Source organism: Acinetobacter sp. 1124_18A, from assembly GCF_052824995.1.
The window spans coordinates 50,684-63,010 of sequence record NZ_VTDF01000004.1; the positions used below are offsets into that span (position 1 = coordinate 50,684).

The window sequence follows — 12,327 nt, forward strand, 5'->3', positions numbered from 1 at the left end:
CTTAACCTCCCAAATAGATTTTCATAATCTGGTCACCCCATAAAAAGGCAACCCAGCCTGCAATGGCAATATACGGCCCAAAGGCAAAGGGCTGATTGTCATTGCGTAATTTTAGTAAAATGATGCCAATAATTGCACCTAATAAAGATGACAATAGCACAATTAATGGCAGCATCAATGGCCCCATCCATGCGCCTAAGGCGGCAAGCAACTTAAAGTCACCATAACCCATGCCTTCTTTGCCTGTAATCACTTTAAATAAGTAATACACAATCCATAGACATAAAAAACCAATTAAATAACCCCAAATGGCTGAAGTGGGTGTGGTGTAGATGCTAAAGGTGTTAATGCCTAAGCCAAGTGCTGCTAAAGGCAGGGTAAAACGGTCGGGTAGTAGCTGAGTATCAAAGTCTATAAAGGTTAAAGCAATTAAGACCCAAGTAAGGACTAGTCCCAAAAGCATTTGTATGGTTGGGCCAAACACCATGACCACAACCAGTGAACATACCATTGTTAGTAGTTCTATGGCTGGGTAGCGCATGCTAATCGCATGCCCACAGTGTCCACATTTACCTTTTAAAACCAACCAACTGATGACAGGAATATTCTGATACCAACGAATGGGTCGATGGCACTCTGGGCATGATGAAGCAGGCTTACTTAATGTCAGTTTTTCATGATCAATGATTGGTTGTTCAGGATCAACTAGCATTTGACATTCTTGCTGCCAATCTTGTTCCATCATTTTTGGGGTGCGATAAATCACCACATTAAGAAAGCTACCAATACACAGGCTCAATAATGCAACCGCAATATAAAGTGCAGTTAAGTTTTGAATAAAATAAGCAATTATTTCTTGCATTATACAACTGAGCCCATTTGGAAAATTGGAAGATACATAGCAATCACCAGACCGCCTACAAGTACTCCTAAAATTGCCATAATTAAAGGTTCCATCATTGAAGTTAAGCCATCAACGGCATTATCAACTTCATTTTCATAATACGTTGCAACTTTATCGAGCATGCTGTCTAGTGCACCAGATTCTTCACCAATTGCGACCATTTGTATAGCCATAGATGGAAAACGATTTGAAACGCGCATCGCAAATTGGAGTTGTTGACCTGTAGCAACATCTTCACGAATTTTCATTACAGCTTGTTCATAAATAATATTATTGGTTGCACCAGCCGTTGATTCAAGAGCATCAATGAGCGGAACACCTGCTGCAAAAGTCGTTGCTAAAGTACGGCTGTAACGGGCAATAATCGCCTTATAAACCAGATCACCAAAGATAGGTAGTTTCAGGGTAAGTTTGTCTAAACCATCACGGAATTTTTTACTACGCTTTTTAGCTTCCAGAAATGCGGCAATGATTGCACCAATCACAATAATCAGAATGAACCAGTATTCCTGCATCCATTTCGACATATTTACGACCATTTGTGTAAAGGCAGGCAAATCTGCGCCAAACGAAGAAAATAGGTCTTGGAAGACGGGAACTACTTTAACCATCAAAATAATAGTAACAACCACAGCAACCACAATAACCGTTGCTGGATATTTCATTGCTTTCTTAATTTTCTGCTTGAGCAATTCACTTTTTTCTTTGTAAATTGCCACGCGGTCCAGCATGGTTTCAAGTGCACCAGATTGTTCGCCGGACTCTACAAGAGAGCAAAATAATTTGTCGAAGTGCTGAGGATACTTTCTTAAAGCTGAGGCAAAAGTACTACCACCTTCAACTTCACCTTTAATGCCGAGTACCACTTCGCGCATAGCTGGGTTTTCTAAACCTTCCGCCACAATTTCAAAGCCTTGTACCAGTGGGACACCAGCTTTCATCATGGTTGCAAGTTGTCGGGTGAAAATCGTGATATCGAGCGTCGATACTTTTTTCTTGAATATACCTTCAAGAATATTTTTACGCTTTTCCCGAATATTACGAACAGTTACACCTTGTTTGCGTAGGGTGACTTTGGCTAAAGCCATATTTTTAGCCGGAAGTTCTCCCTTGATTTTTACGCCCTTACGGTCAACCCCTTCATAAGCAAAAGTCGGCATCAATTGTGCCTTTTTGACAGTCATGACATTATCCTTATTTTAAATTGTCTTTTATTCACTGGTCACGCGGTTGACTTCTTGTAAAGAAGTAACACCTTGCATGACTTTCTTTAAACCTGAGCGACGCAGATTATTAAACCCCAGTTTTTCAGAAGCAGCAGCGATTTCTAAAGCGTTGCCATCTTCCATAATAATCTTGGAAATCTCAGGTGTGACTTTCATTACTTCATAAATACCAACTCGACCTTTGTAACCCTCACGACATTCTGGACAACCGACTGGTTGAAAAACTTGAAAATCGGGATTGGTTAGATCTTGTTCGGTAAAACCCATTTCCAATAGGCTTTGTTTAGGAACGTCAGTAGGTACTTTACATTGTGGACATAAGCGACGTGCCAAACGCTGAGCAATCACCAGATTGACTGATGTCGCAATATTGAAAGATGGAACTCCCATATTGCGTAGACGAGTCAGTGTTTCAGGGGCACTGTTGGTATGTAGTGTGGACATTACCATATGACCTGTCTGAGCCGCCTTAATCGCGATTTCAGCTGTTTCTAAATCACGAATCTCACCGACCATAATAATGTCAGGGTCCTGACGTAAAAATGATTTAAGCGCAGCCGAAAAAGTAAGACCCACTTTAGGGTTCACGTTAACCTGATTAATACCTTCAAGATTAATTTCGACTGGATCTTCGGCAGTAGAAATATTAGAGCTTTCAGTATTTAAAATGTTGAGGCCTGTATATAAAGATACTGTTTTACCAGAACCTGTCGGACCAGTAATTAAAAGCATACCTTGTGGCTTATCTAAGGCTTCCATGAAAAGCGCTTTTTGTTCTTCTTCATATCCTAGAGCATCAATTCCCAGCATGGCACTCGATGGATCGAGAATACGTAGAACTAGCTTTTCACCAAATAAGGTCGGAAGAGAGTTCACACGAAAATCAATTGCTTTAGATTTCGATAGCTTGAGCTTGATACGACCATCTTGGGGAACACGTTTTTCAGAAATGTCCATCTGAGACATTACTTTCAAGCGTGAAGCCAAACGATTCGCTAGTTGCAGCGGTGGATTAGCAATCTGACGCAAAACGCCATCAACCCGATAACGGACCCGATACGATTTCTCATAAGGTTCGAAATGTAAATCAGAAGCCCCCATACGAATCGCATCAATTAATAACTTGTTAACATATTTAACAATAGGTGCTTCATCGCCTTGCGGAGTATCCTCATCCTCTTCAGGAGCAGCTGAGGTATCAAGATCTATATCTAGATCAAATTCTTCATCACTAAACTCGAAATTACTTTCTTCCGTAAATTGCAGCGCCAGAATTTTCTCAAGTTTATGGTGCTCGACAATAACGGGCTCAACCATAAGCTTACTGTTAAAGCGAATAGCATCAATAGCTTCAATATTGCTGGGGTTACTGGTTGCAACATATAAAATCTGTCCTCTTTGTACGAGAGGCAAGACCCGATGTTTTAAAATCAGTTTCTGGTCGACCAAATCTTTAGGAATCTGGCTGGTATCGAAAACATCCAGATCAAAATATGGTTCACCAAATTCAATAGAGATTGTTTCAGCTAATAAAGAAGGGGAGAGATGAACCTCTTCAATCAGGTACGCAACAGTATCCTGTTTAGCTCTTTTTGCTGCATCTAATGCTGCCTGCATGGTCGCTGCCGACACATGTTTTTCTTCGACTAATCGTCGAAAAAACCCCGAAAATTTTGGAGATGTATGTATGACTGACATCTGCCTACCTGTGCTCATATGTTTATAATTGGTATATAAAAAATTATACTTTTGTTATCTAAAATTACTACCTGAGAAAATGATGCTCTCGTCTTGGTCCGATTGTTAAAGCTTGAACCAGTCGAAGTTTTTATTCATTAATTTTTAAAAGGCGGAGCTTTTGACTCAATAAAGTTTTATTACTGTTTTCAAATAGTAGAAAAGATATGAGCTATCCTGTTAAAGAAAAGTATCTGAAATTTGTAGAAATGCGTGTAGAATGTGCTGCATTTTTGATGAAAGGTGAGCCGTATGTCGGGTTCGACGATTACGCCTTGGGTGGTTGGCAACTGGAAAATGAACCCAATGCGTGCCAATGCCAAACAACTTATAGAAGAATTTAAACAACTATTGCAACAAAACGAAATTGCAGATGAAAGCTGCCATGTCGGAGTTGCTCCAGTTTCTATTGCACTTGCGATGGTACAAACACAATTGCAAGATGCTGCAAAAACAGTATATACAGTTGCACAAGATGTATCGCGTGTAGCAGGTACAGGCGCCTATACGGGTGAAGTCAGTGCAGAATTATTAAAAGATAGCCAAATTAATTTTGTATTGGTGGGTCACTCTGAACGCCGTGATTTATTAGGTGATAACGTTGAAATTTTGAAGGCTAAACTCCAAAACTCTTTAAATGCAGGCTTAACTGTCATTTATTGTGTGGGGGAAAGTCTTGAACAGCGTGAACAAGATTTAGCAGAGCAGGTTGTATTGCAACAAATTTGTGATATAGCTCCTATCGTGACCGCAGAGCAATGGCAAAAGCAAATTGTAATTGCTTATGAGCCAATTTGGGCGATTGGTACAGGTAAAACTGCTTCACCACAAGATGCACAGGCAATGCATGCTAAAATCCGTGAAGGTTTAAGTCAGATTACCTCAGCGGGTTCAGACATTGCGATTTTATATGGCGGTAGTGTAAAAGCTGAAAATGCAGTCGAGTTGGCAGCATGTCCAGATATTAATGGCGCGTTGGTTGGAGGTGCTTCGTTAAATGCGGCATCTTTCTATCAAATTGTACAAGCCTTTGCACAAAGTAAATAACGAGGATAGGGTATGCACTCTTTTGTACTGATCGTACATATTATTTTAGCGGTACTGATGATTGGCTTGATTCTAGTGCAACACGGTAAAGGTGCTGATGCTGGTGCCTCTTTCGGTGGCGGCGGAGCAGCAACTGTATTTGGCGCATCGGGTTCAGCTAATTTCCTTACTCGCCTCACTGCTGTGTTAACAGCCTTGTTTTTTGTGACTAGTTTAACCTTAGCTGTTTTTGCGAAAAAGCAAACTACTGAGGCTTATAGTTTGAAAACTGTACAAACTACTGCGCCAACACCAGCTACATTGCCTGAAACTTCACCAACTGCACCAAAAACGAGTCAATAATTCGAAATAGGGCTTCCCTTTTGTGGTGGGAAGCACTAGAATGCGTCCCACAAGCTGCGGTGGTGGTGGAATTGGTAGACACGCTACCTTGAGGTGGTAGTGCCTTCGGGCGTGGGGGTTCAAGTCCCCCCTTCCGCACCAGCTTTTAACCAGAAAGTTGATGCGTGTAGTTTGTTTTTGTTGCGGGATGGAGCAGTCTGGTAGCTCGTCGGGCTCATAACCCGAAGGTCGTTGGTTCAAATCCAGCTCCCGCTACCAATTTGATTAAGGTGCAACTTAATCAGGCAAATATCTAGTAAGTTTACATTGACTTTATTTGATATTTGTATATAATTTTTGCACGTTGATGCGGGATGGAGCAGTCTGGTAGCTCGTCGGGCTCATAACCCGAAGGTCGTTGGTTCAAATCCAGCTCCCGCTACCAAGTTTCTTAAAAGAGGCTCACAGACAAGTGGGCCTTTTTGCACAGTGGATTATTGTTTTCTGTGCAAGATAGGGGCGATTAACGCCCTTTTTTATTGGTTATCGTATCGCTATCGTGTAGTTTCGACATCAATTGGTCAAATAGTCATGCTTCACTATAGTAGGTCTGTGTCGGTTAAAACAACCGATTGAATCGCACGAGAATGACGAGAGTAAATGAAATTATCAAATAAATCCCAAGCATTGCATGACTTAATTGTTCCTGCAGTACAAGCATGTGGTGTCGACCTTTGGGGAATCGAGTTTCTCCCACAAGGCAAACGTTCTTTATTGCGTATTTATATCGATAAAGCGGTAGGTGAAGATGCTGAGCCTGTACTTGATGAAGATGGCGAAGTAGAACAAGGCCGTGGTATAGGTGTACAAGATTGTGTGCGTGTAACACAACAAGTCGGCGCAATGCTGGATGTTCATGATCCAATTTCAGGTGAGTATTCATTAGAAGTTTCTTCACCGGGTTGGGATCGTCCATTTTTTCAATTAGAACAGTTACAAGGCTACATTGGACAACAAATTGCTTTGCGTTTGATTGCAGCAGTAGACAACCGTCGTAAATTTCAAGCAAAACTTATCTCAGTAGACCTTGAAAATGAAGAAATTCAGGTTGAAGTTGATGGGAAGCACGTGCTTGAGATCGACAGCAACAATATCGATAAAGCAAACTTGATCTATCAAGATTAAATTTATTAAATTTTATAAGAATCGGTAGGTGACTTATGGGCCGCGAAATTCTTACCGTTGTTGAAACGGTTAGTAATGAAAAAGGTGTTAGTCGTGAAGCGATCTTCGAGGCTTTAGAACAAGCTCTAGTTGCTGCAACGAAGAAAAGATTTTACGAAGGTACACATGCTGAAGAAGCTCAGCTTCGTGTAGAAATTGATCGTAAAACTGGTGATTACAGTACGTTCCGTCAATGGACTGTTGTGGCAGATGAAGATCATGAAATGCCAGCTTGCCAAGATGCGATTTCTGACCTTGACCCATCTAAATGGTCAATTGGTGATGTACGTGAACTCGAAGTAGAATCTATTGAGTTTGGTCGTATCGCTGCACAAATTGCAAAACAAGTTATCGTACAAAAAATTCGTGAAGCTGAGCGTGCTTTAGTTGCTGATGCATACGAGTCTAAAGTTGGTGAGTTGATTTACGGTGAAGTGAAAAAACAAACCAAAGATGGCTTTATTATCGATTTAGGCGACAACGCTGAAGCTTATCTTGCGCGCGAAGAAATGATTCCTAAAGAAATTCTTCGTCCGAAACAACGTATGAACGCTATTTTATACAATGTGAACCGTGAAGGTCGTGGCGCTCAGTTGTTGTTATCACGCGCTAAGCCTGAAATGTTAATTGCTTTAATGAAAAAAGAAATTCCTGAGATTTCTGAAGAAATTATTGAAATTAAAGCAGCGGCACGTCAACCAGGCGTTCGTGCTAAAATTGCAGTGAAAACAAATGACCATCGTATTGACCCTGTGGGTGCATGTATTGGTATGCGTGGTACGCGTATTCAAGCAGTACAACAAGAGTTAAACGGTGAACGTATTGATGTAGTGGTCTGGTCTGATGATCCAGCTCAGTACATTGCAAGTGCATTAGAACCAGCTGATGTTTCAGGCATTGTGCTTGATGAAGATGCAAGAAGTGCCGATATTATTTTTGCAACCAGCGATCAATTGGCTCGTGCGATTGGCTCACAAGGCCAAAATGTTCGCTTAGCTTCTGATTTAACTGGCTACAAACTCGACATGATGCTTGAAGAAGAGTATCGTGCTCGTCAGCAAAATGAAGCTCAGCAATATCTTGACATGTTTGTATCACGTCTCGATATTGAAGAAGATTTAGCAATGGCATTGGTGGAAATGGGCTTTACCTCTTTAGAAGAGATTGCTTATGTTCCAGCTGAAACTTTTGACGAAATTGAGCTTGATGCCGAATTGGTTGAGTTATTGCAAAGTCGTGCAAAAGAAGCAACACTTACTGATGCTTTGAAACAGCAAGAAAATATTCAAGAACCGAGTGCAGACCTTCTAACAATGGAAGGCATGACTTCTGAGATCGCTTACTCGCTCGCCGCTCGCGGTATTATTACTGTCGATGATTTGGCAGATCAGGCTACTGACGATATCTCTGATATTGAAGGACTTGATCATGAAAAAGCAGGTCAATTGATCATGAAAGCTCGCGAATCATGGTTTAACTAGGAGATGAAATATGACGGACAAGTCAATTAAAGAGTTAGCTCTCAGTGTAGAACGTCCAGTTGAGAAGCTCCTAGAACAGGCTCGTGAAGCAGGTTTGCCTCAACGTACAGCAGACGATATTATTACCACTGAACAACAGAATACTTTAGTCAATCATTTGAAAAAAGTGCATGGTCAGGAAAGTGGTAACACAGGAAAAATTGCGTTGAAACGTAAAACAACCAGTACCGCTAAAGTTGCAAGTACTTCAGGTAAAGCAAAAACAATTAACGTAGAAGTACGTAAGAAACAGGTTTTTGCTAAACCAAACCCTGAACAAATTGCGGCTGAAGCTAAAGCACGTGTAGAAGCTGATGCTAAAACACGTGTAGAACAACAAACGCGTGACACTGCACAGCAAAACGCGCGTCTTCAAACAGAGCAAAAAGCAAAAGCAACTTTAGATGCTATGCGTGTTGCTCATCAACAAGATAGCGCTGCGCAGACAGCTCCTAAAGCTGCTGTAGTAGTGAAAAGACGTGGTGGTGGTACAGTAAAACCTGCACCAAAACCAGCAGAAACATTAGAGCAAAAGAAAGCACGTGAAGCACAAACAGCTCAGTTAAAAGCGACTGAAGAAGCTGCGCGTCGTAAAGCGGCTGAAGAAGCTCAGCAACGTACACTTGAACAAATGCGCAAAATGGCGTCTAAGTATTCAAGTGACGAGGCTACTACGACAATTCGTGTGATTGATGATTCTCCACTTGCTTCAGGTCTAGTTGGCCAAGCTTATGAAGATTCATTTAAGCAAGAAGACCGTGAAATTAAACGCGGTAGTGCAACCACTAACCCTCGTGCGGGTAAAAAAGGTGGTCGTCGTGGTCAAGAAGAGCAAAGCTTTGTTAACCATAATAAACGTGGTTTAAAATCAAGCCAGGCAAATAAGCATGGATTTGAAAAGCCAGTTAAAAAGCAAGTTTATGATGTAGAAATCGGTTCAAGCATTGTTGTTGCCGATCTTGCTCAAAAAATGGCGATTAAAGTACGTGAAGTTATCAAATCACTTATGAAAATGGGTGAGTTGGTTAATCAGGAACAAGCTATTGATCAAGATATAGCAGCACTTGTTGTTGAAGAAATGGGCCATAACCCTGTTTTAGTTTCTGATACACAAGCGGAAGATAACTTGCTTGAAGCGGCTGAAGAAGCACGTGGTGAGCAAACAACTCGTCCGCCAGTTGTTACCATTATGGGTCACGTTGACCATGGTAAAACATCATTGCTTGACCGTATCCGTCGTTCAAAAGTGGCGGCAGGCGAAGCAGGTGGTATTACCCAGCATATTGGTGCATATCACGTTGAAACAGACAAAGGAATCATTACATTCCTTGATACACCGGGACATGCTGCATTTACTTCAATGCGTGCACGTGGTGCTAAAGCAACGGATATCGTTGTATTGGTTGTTGCGGCAGATGACGGTGTAATGCCACAAACTGCAGAAGCAATTGACCATGCGCGTGCAGCCGGTACTCCAATTATTGTTGCAATCAACAAGATGGATAAAGAATCTGCTGATGTAGACCGTGTGTTAAATGAATTAACAACGAAACAAATCGTTCCAGAAGAATGGGGTGGTGATGTTCCGATTGCTAAAGTTTCTGCACACAGTGGACAAGGTATTGATGAACTCCTCGATTTAATTCTTATTCAAGCAGAATTGATGGAATTAAAAGCATCTGCTGAAGGTGCTGCGCAAGGTGTTGTTATTGAAGCGCGTGTTGATAAAGGCCGCGGTGCAGTAACTTCTATTCTTGTTCAAAACGGTACATTAAACATTGGTGACCTTGTTCTTGCAGGTTCATCATATGGTCGTGTCCGTGCAATGTCTGATGAAAATGGTAAGCCTATTAAATCAGCAGGACCATCTATTCCAGTAGAAATTCTGGGTCTTCCAGAAGCTCCAATGGCAGGTGATGAAGTTCTTGTTGTAAATGACGAGAAGAAAGCACGTGAAGTTGCTGATGCTCGTGCTGACCGTGAACGTCAAAAACGTATTGATCGTCAAAGCGCAATGCGTCTTGAAAATATCATGTCGTCAATGGGCAAAAAAGATGTTCCTACAGTGAACGTTGTTTTAAGAACAGACGTACGTGGTACTTTAGAAGCATTGAATGCAGCTTTACTTGAATTATCTACTGATGAAGTAAAAGTTCGTGTAATTAGTTCGGGTGTTGGTGCGATTACTGAGTCTGATGTGATTCTTGCTGAATCTTCAGAAGCTGTATTGTTGGGCTTTAACGTTCGTGCTGATACGACTGCTCGTCAGAGAAGTGACCAAGACGGTATCGATATTCGTTACTACAGCATCATCTATGAATTGATTGATGATGTGAAAGATGCCATGAGTGGTAAACTTGCTCCTGAACATCGTGAAACTATCTTGGGTGTTGCTGAAGTACGTGAAGTATTCCACTCAAGTAAGTTTGGTGCAGCAGCAGGCTGTATGGTACTTGAAGGTGTATTGCATCGTAATAAACCGATTCGCGTATTACGTGATGACGTGGTTGTGTTCCAAGGTGAGCTTGAATCTCTTCGTCGCTATAAAGAAGTGGTTGAAGATGTTCGTGCCGGTATGGAATGTGGTCTTGCGGTGAAAGGTTATAAAGACATCAAAGTGAAAGATAAAATTGAAGTCTATGATGTTCAATTGATTAAACGGAGTCTTTAATGGCGGGTAGCCAACGCTTAAAGCGCATGGCGGATTCAGTGCAACGCGAGTTGTCTGAACTGATCCGTCAGGAGCTTAAAGATCCTCGCTTGGGTGGTCTAGTGACCATCTCTGCGGTGAAAGTCAGTGCAGACATGGGTTATGCTGAAGTTTATGTCACCGTAATGGGACGTGAGCTTGGTGATGAGCAAAGTGAAGCAGCAAATAAAGAAACTTTAGAGGTATTAAATAAAGCTTCTGGTTTCTTGCGTCATGAATTGAGCCGTCGTATCAAGACACGTATTACGCCAAGATTGCGTTTCCATTATGACAAGACCAATGCCTATGGTAACTATATGTTTGGTCTGATCGAGAAAGCGGTAAATGATTTACCGAAACGCGAGTCAGATGACGAACAGTAATATAAATTAAAAATAAAAAAGCCACCTTCGGGTGGCTTTTTTTATTGGTTGGCTTTTTCTTATTCTTTAGGAGGGTCCATAGGCGGTTTGTTTTGTGAGAAACGCTGTCCAATTTTATAACGGTCCCATGGTAAGGGGCGTTCAATTGACTCAGGAACTTCTCCACTAAGCGAGCGCAAACGTAAATGTAGCGCAGCTTGAGCAATTAAATTTGCTGAAACCGGTGCGGTAATAAAAGCTAAAAGTGTGATCAGTAGCTCGGCAAAACCAAAGCGGCCTTGAAAAGCAAAAAAGATCATGGAAGCAATCAAGAAGCTGCCTAATCCTAACGTACTCGATTTTGTTGGTGCATGTAGGCGCATGAATAAGTCAGGTAAGCGGACCATACCAATTGAGCCGACTAACATAAAGAAAGCGCCAAAAACCAAAAAGACCGAAACAATAATTTCCATTACAAACTGCATTTTGATCTCTCCTTAATCGACAACATGACCGGTTGTGAAGTAACGAGCTAAAGCTGCTGTAGACACAAAGCCTAGCATAGCAACCAGTAGCGCTCCTTCAAATAAAGAGGTCGTCATCCAGTAAATGCCTAAAACAACAATGAGGCAAATCGCATTTAAGAAAAGAGTATCGAGTGCTAAAAGACGGTCTACAATTGATGGACCGATTACCATTCTGAAAAGGCAAAGTAGCATAGAGATTGTAATGGCAATTAAGCTAATACCTAGAGCATAGGGTAGGATTGTCATACACTTGCCTCCGTTTCGCTTTTTACATCAAAAATTTCCATAAGTGGAATTTCATAGCGTTGTTTGATGTCTTGAATGTCAGATTCGGTATCATCCGTGCTCAAGGCGTGAACCAAAATATCTCCACGTTCCTGATCAATACCAGCAGAGACCGTGCCAGGCGTTGTGGTAATAATCATTGCCAGTAAAGTATTAACTTGCTCATGTTCTGTTTCTAAAGGCACACGATACCATTTAGGGTGCAATTTTTTTGTAGGCCCTAAAACAAGCTTTGCTATTCTAAAGTTAGAAATAATAATATCCCAAAGAACTACAAAGCATAGTTTAACTGCGGGTTTCCAGTGAATATGCGGCGTTCGGGCAATAAATGGTTTGACTAAACGAGGAATAATCAAACCCAGAAGTGCAGCTGTCAGAAGGTCACTGGCATCAAGGCTATGTGCCAGCATCAGCCAAAACAAAACAATAAGAACTGAAACAAATGGATGTGGAAACCAGCGTTCAAACAAATTAGATAGCTGCAT

The 12,327-nt window shown here is 41.4% G+C and carries 12 protein-coding genes and 3 tRNA genes; 9 read left to right on the top strand and 6 right to left on the bottom strand.

The features are described 5' to 3' along the window. Position 1: 1 nt before the first annotated feature. Genes FY048_RS10160 through pilB form a run of 3 tightly spaced genes read right to left on the bottom strand, consistent with a single transcriptional unit; the run spans position 2 to position 3,828 of the window. On the bottom strand, positions 2-862 hold the full coding sequence (locus FY048_RS10160) for a prepilin peptidase (protein ID WP_446091042.1): 861 nt from the start codon (positions 860-862) through the stop codon (positions 2-4). Beyond that, on the bottom strand, positions 862-2,088 hold the full coding sequence (locus FY048_RS10165; protein ID WP_446091043.1) for a type II secretion system F family protein: 1,227 nt from the start codon (positions 2,086-2,088) through the stop codon (positions 862-864). Before FY048_RS10165 ends, FY048_RS10160 begins: the two co-directional genes overlap by 1 nt. A 27-nt stretch (positions 2,089-2,115) precedes the next feature. Further along, positions 2,116-3,828, bottom strand: a complete 1,713-nt coding sequence (pilB, locus tag FY048_RS10170) for a type IV-A pilus assembly ATPase PilB (RefSeq protein WP_446091044.1) — start codon at positions 3,826-3,828, stop codon at positions 2,116-2,118. Between the two features lie 291 nt (positions 3,829-4,119). Between pilB and tpiA the strand changes: the two genes are divergently transcribed. The 9 genes from tpiA to FY048_RS10215 all read left to right on the top strand — a co-directional run bounded on the left by tpiA (position 4,120) and on the right by FY048_RS10215 (position 11,051). Then, on the top strand, positions 4,120-4,914 hold the full coding sequence (tpiA, locus tag FY048_RS10175; RefSeq protein WP_016139438.1) for a triose-phosphate isomerase: 795 nt from the start codon (positions 4,120-4,122) through the stop codon (positions 4,912-4,914). Positions 4,915-4,926: 12 nt separating this feature from the next. Next, positions 4,927-5,256, top strand: coding sequence for a preprotein translocase subunit SecG (secG, locus tag FY048_RS10180; protein WP_252610622.1), 330 nt, complete (start codon positions 4,927-4,929; stop codon positions 5,254-5,256). A gap of 56 nt (positions 5,257-5,312) precedes the next feature. Continuing rightward, positions 5,313-5,397: transfer RNA gene (locus FY048_RS10185), tRNA-Leu, on the top strand. Between the two features lie 40 nt (positions 5,398-5,437). Beyond that, positions 5,438-5,514: transfer RNA gene (locus tag FY048_RS10190), tRNA-Met, on the top strand. Positions 5,515-5,603: 89 nt separating this feature from the next. After that, positions 5,604-5,680: transfer RNA gene (locus tag FY048_RS10195), tRNA-Met, on the top strand. A gap of 215 nt (positions 5,681-5,895) precedes the next feature. Next, complete coding sequence (rimP, locus tag FY048_RS10200) at positions 5,896-6,420, top strand: ribosome maturation factor RimP (RefSeq protein ID WP_446091045.1); 525 nt, start codon at positions 5,896-5,898, stop codon at positions 6,418-6,420. Between the two features lie 35 nt (positions 6,421-6,455). Further along, a complete protein-coding gene (gene nusA, locus FY048_RS10205) occupies positions 6,456-7,940 on the top strand; it encodes a transcription termination factor NusA (RefSeq protein WP_016139435.1) in 1,485 nt (494 codons plus the stop codon). Positions 7,941-7,950: 10 nt separating this feature from the next. Then, on the top strand, positions 7,951-10,650 hold the full coding sequence (gene infB / locus FY048_RS10210) for a translation initiation factor IF-2 (RefSeq protein ID WP_446091046.1): 2,700 nt from the start codon (positions 7,951-7,953) through the stop codon (positions 10,648-10,650). Beyond that, positions 10,650-11,051, top strand: a complete 402-nt coding sequence (locus FY048_RS10215) for a ribosome-binding factor A (protein ID WP_009393224.1) — start codon at positions 10,650-10,652, stop codon at positions 11,049-11,051. Before infB ends, FY048_RS10215 begins: the two co-directional genes overlap by 1 nt. A 59-nt stretch (positions 11,052-11,110) precedes the next feature. Here the strand turns inward: FY048_RS10215 and FY048_RS10220 are convergent, their stop codons facing one another. From FY048_RS10220 to FY048_RS10230, 3 genes are read right to left on the bottom strand one after another with little or no spacing between them, the layout of a single operon-like run. Next, on the bottom strand, positions 11,111-11,515 hold the full coding sequence (locus tag FY048_RS10220; protein WP_446091047.1) for a Na+/H+ antiporter subunit G: 405 nt from the start codon (positions 11,513-11,515) through the stop codon (positions 11,111-11,113). A 12-nt stretch (positions 11,516-11,527) separates the two neighbouring features. After that, positions 11,528-11,803: a monovalent cation/H+ antiporter subunit F gene (locus FY048_RS10225; protein ID WP_003654591.1), complete on the bottom strand. Its 276-nt coding sequence runs from the start codon at positions 11,801-11,803 to the stop codon at positions 11,528-11,530. Beyond that, positions 11,800-12,327 carry a Na+/H+ antiporter subunit E gene (locus FY048_RS10230; RefSeq protein WP_004640857.1) on the bottom strand — a complete coding sequence of 176 codons (528 nt, stop codon included), beginning with the start codon at positions 12,325-12,327 and terminating at the stop codon, positions 11,800-11,802. The genes FY048_RS10225 and FY048_RS10230 overlap by 4 nt, the downstream gene beginning before the upstream one ends.